The 18,461-nt window shown below is 69.1% G+C and carries 13 protein-coding genes; 7 read left to right on the top strand and 6 right to left on the bottom strand.

Annotation, left to right across the window (positions count from 1 at the left end):
* Positions 1-181 precede the first annotated feature (181 nt).
* Positions 182-1,591 carry a DUF1552 domain-containing protein gene (locus R3E10_18065; protein ID MEZ4417667.1) on the bottom strand — a complete coding sequence of 470 codons (1,410 nt, stop codon included), beginning with the start codon at positions 1,589-1,591 and terminating at the stop codon, positions 182-184.
* 297 nt (positions 1,592-1,888) lie between these two features.
* On the opposite strand from R3E10_18065, the gene R3E10_18060 reads away from it, so the two are divergent.
* From R3E10_18060 to R3E10_18035, 6 genes are read left to right on the top strand one after another with little or no spacing between them, the layout of a single operon-like run.
* Positions 1,889-3,070 (top strand): DUF2911 domain-containing protein, encoded by a 1,182-nt coding sequence (locus R3E10_18060; GenBank protein ID MEZ4417666.1) that lies wholly within the window; start codon positions 1,889-1,891, stop codon positions 3,068-3,070.
* 10 nt (positions 3,071-3,080) lie between these two features.
* Complete coding sequence (locus R3E10_18055) at positions 3,081-4,016, top strand: DNA-formamidopyrimidine glycosylase family protein (protein MEZ4417665.1); 936 nt, start codon at positions 3,081-3,083, stop codon at positions 4,014-4,016.
* Positions 4,013-5,590: an amidase gene (locus tag R3E10_18050; protein ID MEZ4417664.1), complete on the top strand. Its 1,578-nt coding sequence runs from the start codon at positions 4,013-4,015 to the stop codon at positions 5,588-5,590. The genes R3E10_18055 and R3E10_18050 overlap by 4 nt, the downstream gene beginning before the upstream one ends.
* Positions 5,587-7,263 carry an amidohydrolase gene (locus R3E10_18045; protein ID MEZ4417663.1) on the top strand — a complete coding sequence of 559 codons (1,677 nt, stop codon included), beginning with the start codon at positions 5,587-5,589 and terminating at the stop codon, positions 7,261-7,263. The genes R3E10_18050 and R3E10_18045 overlap by 4 nt, the downstream gene beginning before the upstream one ends.
* Positions 7,245-8,078, top strand: a complete 834-nt coding sequence (locus R3E10_18040) for an AAA family ATPase (GenBank protein ID MEZ4417662.1) — start codon at positions 7,245-7,247, stop codon at positions 8,076-8,078. The genes R3E10_18045 and R3E10_18040 overlap by 19 nt, the downstream gene beginning before the upstream one ends.
* Complete coding sequence (locus tag R3E10_18035) at positions 8,078-9,355, top strand: TCR/Tet family MFS transporter (protein MEZ4417661.1); 1,278 nt, start codon at positions 8,078-8,080, stop codon at positions 9,353-9,355. The genes R3E10_18040 and R3E10_18035 overlap by 1 nt, the downstream gene beginning before the upstream one ends.
* Before the next feature lie 30 nt (positions 9,356-9,385).
* Here R3E10_18035 and R3E10_18030 read toward each other — a convergent pair whose 3' ends face one another.
* The 4 genes from R3E10_18030 to R3E10_18015 form a co-directional block, all read right to left on the bottom strand.
* The gene (locus tag R3E10_18030; GenBank protein MEZ4417660.1) at positions 9,386-9,847 is read right to left on the bottom strand and encodes a hypothetical protein; all 462 of its coding nucleotides are present in this window, start codon (positions 9,845-9,847) and stop codon (positions 9,386-9,388) included.
* 176 nt (positions 9,848-10,023) lie between these two features.
* On the bottom strand, positions 10,024-12,933 hold the full coding sequence (locus R3E10_18025; GenBank protein MEZ4417659.1) for a serine/threonine-protein kinase: 2,910 nt from the start codon (positions 12,931-12,933) through the stop codon (positions 10,024-10,026).
* On the bottom strand, positions 12,930-13,490 hold the full coding sequence (locus R3E10_18020) for a sigma-70 family RNA polymerase sigma factor (protein ID MEZ4417658.1): 561 nt from the start codon (positions 13,488-13,490) through the stop codon (positions 12,930-12,932). The genes R3E10_18025 and R3E10_18020 overlap by 4 nt, the downstream gene beginning before the upstream one ends.
* Before the next feature lie 27 nt (positions 13,491-13,517).
* The gene (locus tag R3E10_18015; protein MEZ4417657.1) at positions 13,518-15,557 is read right to left on the bottom strand and encodes a S9 family peptidase; all 2,040 of its coding nucleotides are present in this window, start codon (positions 15,555-15,557) and stop codon (positions 13,518-13,520) included.
* 116 nt (positions 15,558-15,673) lie between these two features.
* Here R3E10_18015 and R3E10_18010 point away from each other — a divergent pair, with 116 nt between their 5' ends.
* The gene (locus R3E10_18010; protein ID MEZ4417656.1) at positions 15,674-16,789 is read left to right on the top strand and encodes a THUMP domain-containing protein; all 1,116 of its coding nucleotides are present in this window, start codon (positions 15,674-15,676) and stop codon (positions 16,787-16,789) included.
* 34 nt (positions 16,790-16,823) lie between these two features.
* Here the strand turns inward: R3E10_18010 and R3E10_18005 are convergent, their stop codons facing one another.
* Complete coding sequence (locus tag R3E10_18005; protein ID MEZ4417655.1) at positions 16,824-18,353, bottom strand: CoA-acylating methylmalonate-semialdehyde dehydrogenase; 1,530 nt, start codon at positions 18,351-18,353, stop codon at positions 16,824-16,826.
* Positions 18,354-18,461 lie beyond the last annotated feature (108 nt).

The following is an 18,461-nucleotide window of genomic DNA, read 5'->3' as shown; positions in this document are numbered from 1 at the left end:
TCCAGACTCTACCAGTTCAACACGACGGTTGCGGGCGGATTGCGGTAGGGAGCGAGGAGTCAGCGGCGGCAGGGGGGAGAGCCCTTCTGCCGGAAGCGCGCACACTCCCTGAAACGAAAGCGGGGGCGGCAGGATGACCCTGCCGCCCCCGTAGAGTTTCTCGCCGAAGTGCCGATCGCCCTTACGGCATCCCCACGGCGTCCTGCGTGCCGAAGGACAGCGCGCCCGTGCTGTCGCCGAAGCTCTCCATGTCGTCGAGGCCCATCGCGTGGGCCACGGTAAGCAGGGCGTTGGCCATGGGCGTTCCGTCGGGGGCCTTGATGTGCTGGCCCATCGGCAGGCGGCCGTTGGCTCCGCCCGCCAGGAAGAGCGGGCAGCGCTTGTGGTTGTGCAGGTTGGAGTCGCCCATGGGCGATCCGTAGACCACCAGTGTCTTGTCCAGCAGCGTGCCGTCCCCTTCCTCGAGGGCCTGCAGCTTCTCCAGGAAGTAGGGCACCATGCTGACGTGGTACTCGTTGATCTTGGCGAAGTCGAGCACCCGCTTCTCCTGCCCGCCGTGGTGCGACGACGGATGGAAGCCGGCGTCGATGCCGCTGTCGGGATAGACACGGCCGGAGCCGTCCCGGCCCAGCTTGAACGTGAAGACGCGGGTGATGTCGGACGCGAAGGCCACGGCCTGCAGGTCGAACATCAGGCGTACGTGCTCGCCGAAGTTGTCCGGCACGCCGGCGGGCGCGCCCATCAGCTCACGCTCCTCACCACTGGAGTTCCGCTCTTCGATGCGCTGGATGCGCCGTTCGATCTCGCGGATGTTGTCGAGATAGCGGTCCATGCGGACCTGATCGGCGGTTCCCAGCTGCCGCTTCATGGACGCGACCTCGCGGGCCACCCAGTCCAGGATGCTCCGCTGCTCACGGCGCCGACGCGCCCGCTGCTCCGGCGTGCCGCCCGCCCCGAAGAGCTGGTCGAACACCACCCGAGGATCGCGAATCATGGGGAGGGGCTCGGTCTCCGATGCCCAACTCACCGTGTCCGTGTAGACGCAGGCGTAGCCGTACGCGCACCCACCCGCCTGATCCACGTTCTCGATGCAGAGCTGCATGGAGGGGATGGGCGTGTCCTGCCCGTAGCGCTGCGCGTAGAACTGATCGAGCGACGTCCCCACGTACACATCCGATCCCTGGGTCTGCTTGGGATGGGCTTGTGTGAGGAAGACCGCGCTGGAGCGGAAGTGGTCGCCGCCGATCTCCTCGGGACGACGCGCCTCAGCGCCTTCGACGTCCGTGTTGCTGATGATGGTCAGCTTGTCGCGGAACGGCTCGAGCGGCTTGAGCACGCTCGGGCTCAGGTCGAAAGTACGCCCGACGTCGGCCGGAGCCCACAGGTTCTGCGACGCACCCCACTCGTTCGAGCCTGCGGCGCCGTGCACCATCTCGATGCCCACGAAGCGGAGCTTGTCCACCTCGGCGGGCGTGGCCGCCCGCAGTCGGCCCGCCGGCACCATGGCGTCGAGGAAGGGAAGCGAGATGGTGGCGCCTACACCTTTGAGGAACGTGCGGCGCTCGAGTCGCTTGCCGGTGAGGAAGTGCATGGTCGGATGGCTCCTGACGGTCGTCCAACAACCCGCAGCCTCGGGGCGTCCCCCGGGGAGCGCAGTATCCTTGGATAATGGGGGGAGGCGCGGTTCCAGGCCAGATCCGCCCCACGGGCGCCCTCCGGCTCGGCCGCGGCTTCGCCCGGGCCAGATGCCAGCACGATCCGCGCCGAGATGGGCCGGTTGGGCTGCTGAGTGACCGATCCAGCCCTCCGGAGGTCTCTTTCCGCTGGACGTCCGTGGCGGCGGGTGCTACCCGTGCACGGCGGGGATTGTCGTCAGGCAGGGGGCAGAATGGACCGGTTCAGGGTGTCCGCGGCCGCAGCAGCGGCGGCCGCGGTGGTCGGAAGTGTGGCCTGTGGGGGCGACCGGGGCGCCTTGGAGGCAAGGCCGGACAGCGCGGCGCTGGTCACCACGCTGGGGGTCGATACGGTCGCCGTCGAGCGCTTCGTGACGACCCCCGAACGCGTGGAGGCCGAGGCCGTGATCCGTACCCCCCGGGCGACGTACCGCCGCTACGTGCTGGAGCGAGGCGCGGGAGGCGAACCTGCTCGTCTGGAGGTCCAGGTCTGGCCCGCCGGGGCCCGTGGCGGACCTCCGCTGCGAACCGAGACCGTGACCTTCGAAGGCGACTCCATCCGAATCGAGTCCAACTCGGACGGGACCGTGGGACGGGAGACCCTGCCGGGAGCGGCGGGCGCCGTTCGCCTGGAAGACTACCTGTACTGGCCGCTCGACCTGGCGCTGCGGACCGCGATGCGGGGCGAGGGGGATTCCGTCGTGACCCGGGTGCTCACCGAGGACGGAATCTCCGAGTGGACCTTCGTGCGCACGCCGGACGACAGCGTCCAGGTGTTGCAGCCGGACGGAGGGCGACAAGCAGCCCGCATCGACGCGCGCGGTCGCCTTCGGGGACTGAGCTCGCTGCCCGCCTCGACGGGGTTGACGGTCCAACGGCAGCCCTGGGTGGCGCTGGATTCGCTCGCGGATCATTTCGCGACGCTGGAGGAGGCCGGCCGGGGCCTGGGGCCGCTGGCGGGTAGGGCCGAGACGGTGGTGCGCACGGGGCGCGCGGCCGTTCGCATCGACTACGGCACTCCCGCCCGTCGCGGCCGGGTGATCTGGGGTGGGCTGGTTCCCTACGGCGAGGTGTGGCGTACCGGTGCGAACCTGGCCACGCACCTGGAGACCGACCGCGACCTGCGCATCGGTGATCTCGACGTGCCGAAGGGGCGCTACACGCTGTTCACCATTCCGGACCAGGCTCGCTCGCAGCTCGTGCTGAACCGGCAGACCGGGCAGCCCGGCAACCAGTACGACGAGAGCCAGGATCTGGGGCGTGTGACCCTGCAGCACCGGGTTCTGGCCGAACCGGTGGACGTTCTGGAGATCGGCCTCACGGTCGGGGGCAGCAAGGGCGAGCTGACCATTCGCTGGGACCGGCTGGAGCTGGTCGCTCCCGTCGAGATCCGGTAGCGCGCTCGCGGTGCCGGAGCTCCCCGAGGTCGCGCTCTACGTCGGGGCGCTCGAGCGCCGGCTGGTGGGACAACCGCTCGAGGGCCTCCGCATCCGTTCGCCCTCGCTCCTGCGCACCTTCGATCCGCCTGCCTCGGCTTTGGTGGGGCGCACTGTGCGGGCAGTCGGGCGCCTCCAGAAGCGCATCGTGTTGGAGTTCGAGCCGAGTGCCGCTGAGGAGCCGCTGTTCGCGGTGGTGCACCTCATGATCACGGGGCGCTTCCAGTGGCAGAAGCCGGGAGCCACCGTGCCGCGCAAAACGGGCCACGCGGCCTTCGATTTTGCGGATGGGTCGCTACTTCTCACGGAGCAGGCCACGCGCAAGCGGGCTTCGCTGCACGTGGTCCAGGGCGCGGCCGCCTTGGCCGAGTTCCACAGGGGCGGCGTCGAGCCCTTGGAGGCGTCACTGGCGGAGTTCGCGGAGGCATTGCGACGAGAGAACCGCACGCTCAAGCGGGCGCTCACCGATCCCCGGCTGGTGAGCGGCGTGGGCAACGCCCACTCGGACGAGATCCTGCTGGGGGCTCGCCTCTCCCCGGTCCAGCTGACCCAGAACCTCAGCGACGCGGAAGTGGAACGGCTCTACCAGGAGACGAGGGACTCCCTGACGCGCTGGACCACGCTGCTCCGCGAGGAGTGGGGAGACCGTTTCCCGACCAAGGTCACGGCCTTCCACCCGGAGATGGTCGCGCACGGCAAGTATGGACAACCGTGCCCGCAGTGCGGCTCGCCTATCCAGCGCATCCGCTATGCCGACCGGGAGACCAACTACTGCCCTACCTGCCAGACGGGCGGCAAGCTGCTCGCCGACCGCGCCCTCTCCCGCTTGTTGGGGAAGGACTGGCCGCGCACGTTGGAGGAAATGGAGGAGCACATCGAACAGCGGAGTGGGAGGAAGCCCGAGTGAGATCCGGAACGGGACGGAGTCTGGTCGTGGCCTGCGCGGTCCTCGCGGGGCAGGGCTGTCAGCAGCCCGAGCCCATCGAGGTGGTGGAAGCGACGCTCTCGGATCTGCAGTCCGCCATCCGCGAAGGACGAACCACGTGCCGGTTGGTGGTCCAGGCCTACCTCGATCGCATCGAACGGTACGATGTCTCCACCGGACTCCACGCCATCACGGAGTTGAACCCGCGCGCGCTGGCGGTGGCCGACTCCATCGATACCGCCGTGGACGAGGGCGAAGCGTTGGGGCCGCTGTTCTGCGCGCCCCTGCTGGTCAAGGACAACTTCGACACGCACGACCTGCCGACCACGGGCGGGTCGGCCGCGCTCGCCGGATCGATCCCGCCGGACGATGCGACCATGGTGGAGCGGGTCAAGCGCGCCGGCGCCATCGTGATCGCCAAGACGAACATGGCGGAGTGGGCCTTCAGCCCGCGCCAGACGGTGAGCTCGTCCTACGGGACCACGGCGAACGCCTACGCGCTCGATCGCGTACCGGCGGGTTCGAGCGGAGGCACCGCGTCCGGGGTGGCGGCCAGCTTCGGGGTGGCGGGGCTCGGCAGCGACACCGGCAACTCCATCCGAGGGCCTTCCTCGCATCTGGCGCTGTTCGGCATCCGCTCCACGATCGGGCTCACCAGCCGCGACGGCGTGATCCCGCTCGCGTTCGACCGGGACATCGCAGGTCCGATGGCACGCACCGTCGCGGATGCAGCGCGTATCTTCACCGTGGTGGCTGGCTACGATCCCAAGGACCCGTACACGGAGGCGGCGCGCGAGTATGACGTTCCGGACTATACCACGTTCCTCGATCCCAACGGACTGCAGGGGGCTCGCATCGGTGTGCTCCGGGCGCTCGTGGATCGGGCGGACGCGGATAGCGCCGTGGTGCGTGTGTTCGAAGCCGCGCTGCAGGATCTGGTGCGCCTGGGGGCCGTGCTGGTCGACCCCTTCGAGGTGCCGGGGTTCGAGGAGCACCTGAGGGCCCGCACTGGTTGTTCGCGGTTCCGCTATGATGTGGCGCGCTACCTGGAAACGCTGGACGATCCGCCCATCCACGACGTGATGGAAGCGTACGAGCAGGGGAAGTTCTCTCCGTACATCGAGGAGCGCCTGGCCGCCAACAAGGATGCGCGCACGGACGTGCCTCCCCCCGAGTGGGATCCTCCCTGCCCGGACTACGCAGCGCACCCGGCGCGGCTGGCCTATCGCGATGCCGTGGTCGCGGCCATGGACGCGGCGGACCTGCAGGCGGTGGTGTACCCGACCTGGCGCAACCCTCCCGCGCATCTGGACAACGCCGAAGAGGAATACAAGGGCGACAACAGCCAGCTCGTCGCTCCGGCCACGGGCCTGCCGGCGGCCACGGTTCCCATGGGGTACACCTACGGAGATTTGCCGGCCGGGCTGCAGCTGCTCGGACGGATGTTCGACGAAGGAACGTTGTTCCGCCTAGCCTACGCCTACGAGCAGGGCACACAGCACCGGCATCCGCCCGAGGGCTTTCCGTCCCTGTTGGTCGAGGCGGCGTCCCGGTGAGCCGTCTCAGAAACGGCCTCCGCTGGGGAGGTCGCTGCACTGTGGTGGCGTGCGCGTGGATGTCGGCGTGTGCGAGGGAGGAGCCCGCGGACCTGGTGTTGGTGGGAGGGCGAGTCATCACCAGCACGACCGGGCCGTTCGCTCAGGCGCTCGCCATCCGCGGCGGTCGGGTCGTGGCGGTGGGCAGCGACGAGGAGATCGGGCGCTGGGTCGGAGCGGCGACGCGTGAGGTGCCGCTGGCAGGCGCCACGGTTCTCCCCGGCCTCGCCGACAATCACCTGCACTCGATCGGGGGCGGTCCCGGCGTCGACCTCTCTCGGGCCCGTTCCCTGCGAGAGATCTACGACGCGCTGGCTGCGCGTGCCGCAGCGACGCCATCGGGGGAGCTGATTGTCACCAACTCGGACTGGCACGAAGGGCAGCTCGAGGAGCAGCGGCTCCCGCTGCGGGACGAGCTCGACCGTGCTGTGCGCGATCATCCCGTCGTGGTGGTGCGTGGGGGTCACGAGTACATCCTGAACAGTGCCGCGTTGAAGCGGTTCGGAATCGGCGAGCAGGACCGGGACCCGCCGGGTGGCCGGATCGGCCGCTATGCGGACGGCCGGCTCAACGGAGAGCTGGTGGACCGGGCCAAGGAGCCGGTGCGCTTGCCGGCCGAGGAATCCGTCGATCCGGTGGCTGCTTGGAAGACCGCGCTGGTCGAGCTCAATCGCCTGGGCCTGGTCGCCATCCGCGTGCCCGGCGGCTCCCGCGCCGAGTACGACGCCTTTGCCGCTCTGCGCGATCGCGGCGAGCTGACTGCCCGGGTCGAGTACCTGTTCCGTTGGCCTCGCAATGCCGGCGTCCAAGACGTGGATGCCGTGCTGGCGGAGTGGCCCACTCCCGACCAGGGAGACGAGTGGTTGCAGGTGGGCGGGGTGAAGCTCGGCGTCGACGGTGGCTTCGAAGGCGGGTGGATGCGCGACCCCTACGAGGAGCCCTGGGGCGAGGACGGCACCTACTTCGGGCTGCAGACCATGGAGCGCGATGCCTTCACCGAGGTGGTGCGCGCGCTGAACGCGCGCGGCTGGCGGGTGGCCACGCACGCGGTCGGCGACGCCGCCATCGATCTGGTGCTGGACGCGTACGAAGCGGCCAACGCCGATGCGTCCATCGTCGGCAAGCGCTGGGTGATCGAGCACGGCTTCATCCCCCGGCCCGAGCACTTCGAGCGCATGCGCGCCCTGGGCCTGCACGTCACCGCGCAGGATCACCTCTACCTGGCGGCGCCCAGCCTGGTGTCGTACTGGGGGAGGGAGCGGGCGGAGTGGACCACACCGCTCAAGGCCTACCTGGATGCCGGGATCCCGGTCTCGACCGGCACCGACTCGCCAGTGGTGCCCTATCCGCCGTTCTGGACGCTCTACCACTTCGTGACACGGGGCACGATCAGCGGCGGTGTGATGGGCGCCGATCAACGAGTCCCGGTCGCCGAAGTGTGGCGGGCCGCGACCGAAGGCTACGCGGCCCTCACCTTCAGCGAGAGCCAGCGGGGAACACTCCAGCCCGGGCGCTGGGCCGACCTGATCGTGCTGGACGAGGACCCGTTCGCGGTCGAGCCCGAGCGTCTGGAAGACCTGCAACCACGCATGACGGTGGTCGGAGGACGGGTAGTGTGGCCGCCCAGCTCCTGAGCGTCGCGCGCAAGCGCTGGCCGGAGGGAGAGGCCGCGGCGTGCTTTCCCTTCGCTGTACCGTCGATCGCCGCGCTGGAGCCCCTCGAGCTGGCGGTGCCGGTCACCTTCTTCGTCGGCGAGAACGGGTCGGGCAAGTCGACGTTGCTGGAGGCCCTGGCGGTGGCGTCGCGACTTCCGGCGGTGGGTCGACGCGACCCGGCCAGCGACGAGACGCTGTCCGCCCAGCGGGCCCTCGCCGAGCACCTGCGGCTCGCGTGGAGTCGAACTCGCACCCATCGCGGATTCTTCCTGCGTGCCGAGGATTTCTTCGGATTCGCTGCACGCCTGCGTGCGGATCGTGCCGTTCTGGAGGCACGTCTCCAGGAGATCGACGAGGAATTCGTCGGTGCATCCGACTATGTCAAGGGCTTGGCCAGAGGCCCGGCGGCCGGCTCCCTGCGTGAGATGGAGCGTCGCTACGGACAGGACCTCGACCATCACTCGCACGGGGAGAGCTTCCTCGCCCTGCTCCGCTCCCGCCTGGTGCCGGGAGGGCTCTACTTGCTGGACGAACCCGAGGCCGCGCTGTCGCCGCAGAGCCAGTTGGCCTTCATCGCCATGGTGCACGAAGCCATCGAGAACGGAGGCCAGTTCGTGATGGCAACGCACTCTCCCATCCTGATGGCGATTCCTGGCGCGGTGATCGTCAGCTTCGATGAGCGACCTCCACGGCAGGTGGCCTTCGACCAGTTGACGCACGTCACTCTTATGAGGGACTTCCTCGCGAGTCCGGAGCGGTTCCTGCGCCACCTGTGGGGCCGGTCGGACACCTGATGAGGCACGTCGCTTCGGAGGGAGGGGCACCACGGCCGGTGGGGGCGAGCAGAAACGCATTGGCGGCCGTGCTCCTGACCGTGCTCATCGATACGATCGGGTTCGGGATCGTCATCCCGGTTCTGCCCCAGCTCATCGTGGAGCTGACCGGAGACTCCCTGGCGCTGGCCACGCGTGACGGCGGCTACCTGCTCGTGACCTACGCCGTGATGCAGTTCTTCTTCGGTCCAGTGATGGGTAGCCTGAGTGATCGGTTCGGCCGCCGTGTCGTGATCCTGGCCTCGCTGGCCGCGTTCGGCACCGACTATCTGGTGATGGCGTTGGCGCCGACGCTGGCCTGGCTGTTCGTAGGTCGGGCGGTGGCCGGCATGTCTGGCGCGGTCTACGCGGCGGCCAATGCGTTCATCGCCGACATCACACCGGCCGGGGATCGGGCCAAGAGCTTCGGGCTGGTGGGCGCCATGTTCGGACTCGGCTTCATTCTGGGGCCGGCGATGGGAGGTCTGCTGGGGGAGTTGGGGCCGCGGGCGCCGTTCTTCGCATCGGCGCTCCTCGCGTTCCTCAACCTGATCTACGCCTTCCTGGTGTTGCCCGAGACGTTGCCTCCGGAGCGCCGACGTCCCTTTGTCCTGAGGAGAGCCAACCCGTTCGGCACGTTCGCGTCGCTGGCGCGCCGCGGCGGGGTGCTCGGCCTGGCCGCGGCCATGTTCCTTTGGCAGCTCGCCCACCAGGTTTACCCGTCCACCTGGTCGTTCTTCACCAAGATCCGCTTCGGCTGGAGCGAAGCGGAGATCGGGGCGTCACTGGCGCTCGTCGGCGTCACCATGGCCGTGGTGCAGGGAGGACTGACCGGCAGGTTGGTGGGCCGCTGGGGGGAGCGGCGGGCAGCGTTCCTGGGCCTCACGGTGGGCACCTTGGCCTTCGTGGCGTACGGCCTGGCCATGCGGTCCTGGATGCTCTACGGCATCATCCTGTTCGCGGCACTGCAGGGGCTCGTCTATCCATCGATGAACGCGCTGCTTTCACGACGGGTTTCCGAGGACCAGCAGGGCGAGTTGCAGGGCGGGATCGCCAGTCTGTACAGCCTGGCCACCATCATCGGGCCGTTGGTCATGACGCAGGCCTTGAGCCGCTTCAGCGCCGCGGATGCTCGCGTCCATCTGCCCGGCGCCGCTTTCTTCCTGGCGGCAGCTCTGGCAGTGGTGAGTGGGTGGATGCTGGCGAGGAGCCTGCCTGGACGGCCGGCTCGGGTCGGCACCGACTCCGATTTGACCTAGAGCCGGTGGAAATCCCGGTGGGGCCACGTCCTACGGGACCCGTGCGGGTCGACGGGCGTCGGCATCCGAGCCGTCGCCCACCGCAGCAAATGCGCATAGTCCGGCACCCAGCGTGGCGCCGATCGGGGGGCCGTACGTCAACCCCCCCAGGAACAGCGCGTAGCTGTTCGTGAGCAGGCCGACGGCCATTCCGACTGCCGATAGCCCGATCCCCCCCATCAGCGCGCACGATGCGGCAGCTCCCAACACGGCGCCGGCTCTCGGTGCCGGGTCGGTCGGGTCGACGCCGGTCGCAGCGGGCCGGACAAGAAGTGGCGGCGGCTGCGCCGCAGCTCGGGCGAACAAGTGGGCCAGCGGCGAGGCGGCCTGCGCCGAAAGATCCGGCGTCGAGCCAGCCGCGGCCATGGCGGCCACGAGCAGGAGGCGACGGCCCGCGGAGTGTATCGGGGATTGTATTGCGCCACGGGCGCGAACGGATCGACGGATCATCATGGGAATCTCCCCCTTTGGAACCCAGGTGACGATCTATGATGCCCCCGAGGGGTGTCCGCCGAACGGGGTGCTCTGACGTAGGTGAGAGACCCTGGTGACGTAGGCCCGGACTCGGAGACCTCGTGCGCCGTCGGGGAGGGGTGCCACCGGGGGATGCGAGCGGACGAGATCCGGGCTCAGGAGACGCCGGAGAGCAAGCGGTTCGCATCCACCACGGCCGGATGGTCGGCTGGGAGACCTGCGAACTGTCGCAGCGCCTGGCGCAGGGATGTCCGGGCCTCCTCGTCGCGGCCCAGCGCCAACTGTGCCCGCGCCAGTTGCTTCAACGTGCTGCCCAGCGCGGGATGGATGCGCTCCGACCCGTCGGTCAGCAGCGCCCGCTCCTCACGGGCGATGGCCTCGAGCTCGGGGAGTGCGTCGGCGGCGCGGCCCTGGTCGATCCAGAACGCGGCGCGCTCCCGCTCCACCCGGACCCGGTAGCGGTGGCTGGGACGGAGCAGGGTCTGCGCGATCGCGACACCGCGATCGAAGTGCCGCTCGGCCTGTGCGGCGTCGCCGTCTGCTGCTGCGACGCGGGCGCGAACGGACGCTTCCAGCAGATGGGTGATGCCGGGCTCCTGCTCGGTGCCTCCAGCGAGTCGCGCGCGCATGGCCACGGCCGCATCCAGCCAACGGCGCGCCAGATCGAGGCGCCCCCCCTCCACGGCAGCGTCCGCTCCGAAGAGATAGTTGAACACGAGATCGTTGTGGTCGCCCCCGTAGTAGTCGAGCTTGTGCGACAACAACGTGTCTCGTAGCGCCAGCGCCTGATCGAAGTCGCCGAGCAGCTCCAGGACTCCGGCGAGGTTGGCGCGTAGACTGGTGGCGATCGGGTGTCGTCCACCCCAGGTGGGGCCCGTATCGCGGAGCGCCGCCTGACCCATCTCTACCGCCTCTTGATAGCGACCCATCCCGGACAGCACCGACACGTAGTTCTGGCGGGCCTCGATGTTGTCGGGGTGGGTGGGTTCGTAGAGTGCCTCGCGGATGCGCAAGGCCTCGCCCAGGGCAGCTTCCGCTTCCACGTAGCGCTCCTGGATGGCCAGAAGTGAGCCGAGCGTGATGACGGCGTCCGCCACGGTGGTCGCCTGGGAAGGGATGTCGCGACCGGCCTCGATGATCTCGCGCAGAACGGTCTGGGCGTCGCCGAACTCGCCGCTCTCGTGCAGGGAAGCCGCCAATCCCACGCGGCTCTCCGCCACCAGGGGGTGGTCGTTCCCGAGCGCGGTGATGCGAGTCTCCAGGGACCGCTGCCAAAGCTCCCGGGCCCGTGCGTGCTCCCCCTGGGCGCGCAGTCGCGCGGCCAGGTCCGCCTCCGCCGTCGCCAGCACGGTGTCCAGCGGCAGTGCCGCGGCTTCGCGCAGCGCGACCGCGCGCTCCAGGATGGGAATGGCCTCGGCGTGCAGCCCACGGTCCACGAGGAGCGCGCCGACCTGGCCCAGGCTCGCGGCCGTGACCGGGTCGTCCGCTCCGAGCTCCGTCTCGCGGATGGCGAGCGCGGACCGCGCCAAGGCCTCCGCCCGCTCGACCATGCCCAGGCCCCGATAGACGCGCGCTACCTGACTCAGCAACTCGGCCTGCGTGAGCGGCTGATCCGCGAACTCGCTCTGGATGCGAGCCGTCCCCCGGTCGAGGATCTCACGAGCGGTGACCGTGTCGCCGAGGGAGCGGGCCGGATCGGAAAGCTGGAAGATCTCGAGCATCAGCGCCGCGACCTGATCCGCCCGTCGGGCCTGCTCCTGAGCGAGATCGCGTTGAACCCGCGCGCGCTGCGCCGAGATCACGATGCCCGTCACTCCAGTGACGGTCGTCAGCGCCACCACCACCCCGGCCGCGACGGCGGTACGGTGGCGCCGGACGAACTTTCGGAGTCGGTAGTCCACCGTGTCGGGCCGAGCCAGGACGGGTCGTCCGTCCAGGTGACGCTGCACGTCCTCGGCGAGCTCTCCCACCGACGCGTAGCGGCGAGTGGGATCCTTCGCGAGGGCTTTGAGCACGATGGTGTCGAGGTCACCGGCGAGCTGGCGACTCAGGCGCGTGGTGCGCGTGGTTCCGCGCGTGGGCGCGACTTCGTGGGTCTGGGTGACGGCCCGGCTGGGACGGGTGGGCTCCACGTGGCAAACGATCCGCTCCACCTCGGAGGGCGGCAGCGAGGAGTCGACCGCATACGGGCGCGCTCCGGTCAACAGCTCGTAGAGGATCACGCCGAGGGCATAGATGTCCACGGCGGTCCCCGCCGATTCGCCCCGGATCTGCTCCGGCGCGGCGTAGGCCGGTGTCAACCAGGGGAAGGTCCGCGTCAACGCTCCATCGGTCTCCGGACCCTGTAGGAGCTTGGCCACGCCGAAGTCCAGGAGCTTTACGTGGCCATCCCGGGTCACCAGGATGTTGGCTGGCTTGAGGTCCCGGTGGATGACCAGTTGGCTGTGGGCGTAGCGGACCGGTTCGCAGATCTCCAGAAAGAGAGTCAACCGGTCTTCCAGCGACAGTTCACGACGGGCGCAGTGGTCCAGGATCGGGACGCCCTCGACGTATTCCAGGGCGAAGTAGGGCCGTCCCTCGCCGGTGAGACCGCCGTCCAGAAGCTGGGCGATGCCCGGGTGCCGAAGCAGCGCCAGGATGCGTCGCTCCTCGCGGAAGCGTTCCTCGAGACGACGATCGAAATACCCAGCGCGAATGAGCTTGAGGGCTACGCGTTGTTCGTAGTCCTCGCCCACCCGATCGGCCAGATACACTTCGCCCATGCCTCCCCGCCCCAGAAGGCGGCGCAAACGGTAGGGCCCGATCGTCTCCAGGGGCTCATCCAGCGTGGGGGGCTTCGCCTCCGGGGCGTTCGACGGCGGGAGGGCACCGTCCTCGCTCACGGCGTCGTCCATCAGACTGGGACGCCCGACCGCGTCCAGCAGGGACAGCACCTCGGCACGCAGCGCTGGATCGTCGCCGGTCCGCGTCGTGAGGAAGTCCTGCCGCTCCTCGGCGGGCAGGTCGAGCGCCTGGGAGAGGAGGTCCTGTGCCTTCCGGAACCGTTCTTGTTCCGGAGACCTCACGAATCCATTTCCCGGTTCAGCCAGGCCCGGGCGAGCACCCAATCGCGTTTCACGGTCGCCGGTGAGATCCCCAGAGCCTCCGCCGTCTCCTTGACCTCCATGCCGGCGAAGAACCGGCATTCGACCACGCGGGCCTGCCGGGGATCCAGCTCCTCCAGTCGCGCCAGTGCCTCGTCCAGGGCCAGCAGATCGGCGGGCCGTTCACGGGCGGCCACCACCACCGAATCGATGGAGACGTGCTCCGCGCCTTCGCCGCGTTTCTCGGCCGTGCGGCGGCGGGCGTAGTCGATGAGGATGCGGCGCATGGATTGGGCGGCCGCGCCGAAGAAATGCGCTCGTCCCCGCCAGTCGATGCGGTCGAGCTGGGCGAGGCGCAGATAGGCTTCGTTGACCAGCGCCGTGGCGTTCAGCGTATGGTCGCTGCGCTCCCGTCGCAGCTCCTTGCGCGCAAGCTCTCGTAGCTCGTCGTATACCACGGGGAGCAGGCGATCGACGGCACGCACGTCACCGTCCGACATGCGCTGCAAGAGCCGTGTGACATCCGGGGGTGTGTTCATGCGGCGAGGCCCTCTCGAGCCAGGCGATCAAGGACTCACATCAGCATCCGCTCGGGCACGGGGGCCACGCAGGTGCACATCGAACCACGACAGGATGCGGCCCGTCACGTCCATCAACAGCTTCGGCTCACGAGGCCCATGCGGCGTGCGCGGGTAGACGATGAACTCCGTGGGTACTCCGCGTCGATTCAAGGCGCGGTAGAACTCCTGTCCCTGTGTGAAGGGCACCCGCTCGTCCTCCGCTCCGTGGATGACCTGCGTCGGGGTCACCACCTCTTTGATCCGATACATGGCGGAGTGCTTCTCGTAGGTCTCGTAGTCGTCCCAGAACTCACCACCCATATGGCCGGCCAGGTAGTCCTGGATGTCCGTCGTGGTCACCATGCTGATGAGGTTGGGGAGCCCCGCCCCCATGCTGGCGGCTCGGAAGCGATCTGTGCGGGTCACCGCGAACGAGGTCATGTAGCCGCCGTAGCTCCAGCCCATGAGCAGCAGTGAGTCCGCATGGGCCACGCCCATCTCGATGGCCCGGTCCACGCCCGTCATCAAGTCCTCGAAGTCGCCATAGCCCCAATCCATGAAGTTGGCGTACCGGAAGTCCTTGCCGTAGCCGGTGCTTCCGCGCGGGTTGGGCCTCAGGATCGCGTAGCCCTGTTGCGCGAAGGTCTGCAGCATGTAGATGCCCGGGCTGCCTGTGAACGACTGCGAGAACACGCCTGCGGGTCCGCCGTGCACGTTCAAGATCAGCGGCACGCGGCGCCCCTCCTGGTAGCCGATGGGATAGGTCAGAAGACCCTCCACCGGCGTACCGTCCTTGGACGTCCAGTTCAACACCACGGTGCGCCCGAGCGGGGGCCGCGGCACGCCCGCATGGATGTCCGTCAGCTTGCGGGGTTGGTAGCGGTCGATCGCCGAGACATACACGTCCGGAGGCATGTCGGAGGTCTGCCACGTGAACGCCATGCGATCGGCTGCCGCCGAGAAGGCCGGGGCACCGTGCACGCCCTCGCCGTTGGTGAGCGGGCGGGGGGCGGAGCCATCGACCGGAAGCGCGAAGATCTGGGTGGTGGTGCGGACGGACTCGGCGACATAGACCGAACGCGCGTCGCGCGACCAGCCTACGAGGTTGGCGGAGCGGTCGTGGGTCTCGGCCAGTCGTCGGGGTGCGCCGCCATCCGCCGAGACCACGTAGACGTCTCCCAGGCCGATCGGTTCTGGCTGGTCGCCACTGGAGACGTAGGCGATCCAGCGGCCATCGGGGGACCAGTGCGGGGATCCCTCGGCGCCCGCCCCCATCACCAGAGGCGTCGGCGCGCCGCCATTGGCAGCGACCGCCTGGATGTCGCCCGCGATCATGCCGGTGTTGATCCGCGGATCGGGCTGTGACGCGAAGACGATGCGGGATCCGTCGGGCGACCAGTCGAATGAGGTGAGGTGGAAGGCTCCCTCGGTCAGGCGCGTGGCCGACGCCGGCTCCCCGGCGGAGGCGGCCGCGACCTCGACCACATAGAGGTGTGCGTACTTGAAGTCCTGATCGAAGAGGATGACGTCGCGCTTCTCACGCTTGGCTTCCTTCTCCGCCTCGGTCTCGGGGTCCGCCGCCAGGAAGGCGATCCGCGACCCGTCCGGCGACCAGGCAAAGCTCCCCACACCGGTCTCAGCGTCCGTCAGCTGCTGCGCCTCGCCGCCGCCGATCGGGATCAACCACACCTGGTTCTTGCCGGATCGGGACGACGTGAACGCCAGTGTGCGGCCGTCCGGGCTGAAGGCCGGAGCGTCCGAGGACTTCTCTCCGCGGGTGTACTGGAGCACCGTGGCGCCGTCCGTGGAGGCCAGCCAGATCTGGCTGACGTACTCGGACTTCTCGCCTTCCATGAGCGGTTCTCGCACGACGTACGCCACCCAGGCCCCGTCCGGAGATAGCGTGGTGCCGGACACGCTGCGGTAGCGCATCTGCAGCGCCGCCGTCCAACCTTCCTCTCCACTCTGGGTCTGAGCGAAGGCGCCGCCGTTGGGAAACGTCGTGAGAAGGGCGCCGACCATCAGCGCCACGCGGGACAGGGACATGAGGCCTCCTGGGGTGACTCCGGTAGGTGGGGTCCAAGGTTCCCCGGCGAACGGTCCCCGGCAAGGGGCGACGGCCCCCGCTGTGCCCTGGCCAGCCGCGGCGGCAGATTGTGCGGATGGGGACTCCCGAACACCTCGATGCGTTCGCGGTGGCCGCACCCGGACTGGCGCCCGTGCTCGCGGCCGAGCTGGCGGGCCTGGGCGTGGCCGCGGGCCGGGTCGCCCCGGAGGGCGTGGAGTTTCGGACCGACCTCGCGGGTCTTTGCAGGGTCAACCTCTGTTCGCGTACGGCGAGTCGCGTGTTGGTCCGGATCGCCCGTTTCCGCGCAGCCCATTTCGACGAGCTCGTCAAAGGGGCCACGGTCGTCGACTGGCAGCGCTGGATCGAGCCCGGCTCAGCAGTGCGCTTCCGGGTGACCTGCAGCAAGTCGCGGCTCTACCATCAGCGGGCGGTGGAGGAGCGGTTGCGGGGCGTGCTCGGCGCAGAGGGAGCTGTTCCCGACGACGACGGCCTCGCGGCGTTGGTCGTCGTGCGCATCCACCGCGACCAGTGCACCCTCTCCATCGACAGCTCGGGGGAGCTGCTGCATCGCCGGGGATATCGCCTGGCCACTGCGAAGGCGCCGCTGCGGGAGACGCTGGCCGCGGCGCTCCTACTGGCGTGCGGATGGGACGGCGGTCGGCCGCTGGTGGATCCGTTCTGCGGCTCGGGCACGGTCGCCATCGAAGGCGCGCTTCTCGCCCGCCAGATGGCTCCGGGGGCTGGCCGCGGCTTTGCGTTGGAGCGTTGGCCCTGGGCGGACGGCGCCGTGCTGGAGCAGGTGCGACGCCAGGTGGCCGCTGCCGTACTTCCGCGTGCACCGGCACCCATCCGCGGCCCGGATCGCGATGAGGGTGCAGTGGCGGCCGCGCGCGCCAATGCAGAACGCGCCGGCGTTCTCGGGGATGTAGTCCTGGAACGGAGCCCGGTCTCCGACCTCAGAGCTCCCCCGGGCGTGGGGCTGGTCCTCACCAATCCGCCCTACGGGCTGCGGGTGCGGGGCGGCAAGGACCTGCGCGATCTGTACGATCGGTTCGGTCAGGTGCTGCGAGGCGATTTCCGAGGGTGGCAGGTCGCTGTGCTCGGCACCGACCGATCCCTGGTGGGCCGGTTGCAGCTGGACCTGGAGGCGCAGCTGCGCACCACGAATGGCGGCGTGCCGGTGACGCTCTTCGTCGGCACGGTTCCCTGAGAAGGCCGTTCCCCGTGGGATGCCCCGCGCGGCGTCAGCGGTTGGTGGGAAAGCCCAGGTCGACACGACTGCCCGAGGGGTCGGGCCAACGCACGGTGAGGACCTTGGGCTTCGTGTAGAAGTGCACGCCCTCCGGACCGTAGATCGTGTGATCTCCGAAGGCCGACTCTTTCCAGCCGCCGAACGAGTGGTAGCCCACCGGAACGGGGATGGGGACGTTGATCCCCACCATGCCGGCGTCGGCATCCTCCTGGAAGCGCCGGGCCGCGCCTCCGTCGCGCGTGAAGATCGCCGCGCCGTTGCCCCAGGGATTCCTTGCGATCAGGTCGACCGCTTCCTGGTAGGTGTCGACGCGCAGGACGCACAGCACGGGTCCGAAGATTTCGTCCTCGTACACGCTCATCCCCGGGCGCACCCGGTCGAGCAGCGAGGCTCCCAGGAAGAAGCCGTCGCCTTCGAAGGCCGTCTTGCGACCATCCACGATGACCTGGGCACCGTCGCGCGCCCCTTCGTCCAGGTAGCGTGCCACCCGGTCCCGGTGCTCCCGCGTGATCAGTGGACCCATCTCGGAATCCGGATCGAATCCGGATCCGACGCGGAGCCGGGGCAGGCGGTCCGCGATGGCGGTGACCAGCGGGTCGGCGACCTTCCCCACCGTGACCACGACCGAGATGGCCATGCAGCGTTCGCCCGCCGAACCGTACGCGGCGGACACGGCAGAGTCGGCCGCGAGATCCACGTCGGCGTCGGGGAGCACGACCATATGGTTCTTGGCTCCGGCCAGAGCCTGGACGCGCTTGCCGTGGGCCGTGGCCGTCTGGTACACGTGGCGCGCGACCGGGGTGGAGCCCACGAAGCTCACGGCCTTCACGTCGGGGTGGACGAGCAGGCGGTCGACCGCCACACGGTCGCCGTGCACGACGTTGAGGACGCCTGCCGGGAAGCCGGCCTCATGGAACAGCTCCGCCAGAAACGAGGGTGCGGACGGGTCGCGCTCGGACGGCTTCAGAACGAAGGTGTTCCCGCAGGCGATGGCGTTGGGAAGCATCCACAGCGGCACCATCGCCGGAAAGTTGAAGGGAGTGATGCCGGCAACGACTCCCAGGGGGCGTCGGACGGAGTACACGTCGATGCCCGTGGAGGCCTGTTCGCTGTAGGTGCCTTTCAGGAGCTCGGCCAGCCCGCAGGCGTACTCGATGTTTTCCAGTCCGCGCGCCACCTCGCCCTGTGCGTCCGCCAGTACCTTGCCGTGCTCGGCCGTCAGGCGCCGAGCGATCTCGCCGGCGTTGCGCTCCACGAGATCCCGAAAGCGGAACATCAACTTCGTACGACGGGCGATGCTCACGTGCCGCCACTCTTCGAAGGCGGCCTGAGCATTGGCGACTGCCTCGTCGACCTCGTGGACACCGGCCAGCGGAACCAGACCGGTCTGTACACCGCGGGCAGGGTCGTAGACCGGCGAAGTGCGCCCCGACGTCCCCGCTCGGAGCGCTCCCGCCACGAAATGATGGAGCGCTCGCGGCGCGCCCGGGGCCTCGGTGGGACGCTGGGTCACTGGTTCCATGAACGGCTCGCCGCAACGGGAGGGGTGGGAGTTTCCAAGAAGGGTCAGCGAGGGCCACAATAGAGGCTCAGGGAAGGGAGCGTCCAGGGAGCCACACCGTCGTGGGGA

Source organism: Gemmatimonadota bacterium, assembly GCA_041390105.1.
GTDB lineage: Bacteria > Gemmatimonadota > Gemmatimonadetes > Longimicrobiales > Gaopeijiaceae > JAGQIF01.
The sequence above is the reverse complement of the archived record's forward strand: the minus strand, read 5'-3'. Positions and strand labels throughout refer to the sequence as shown.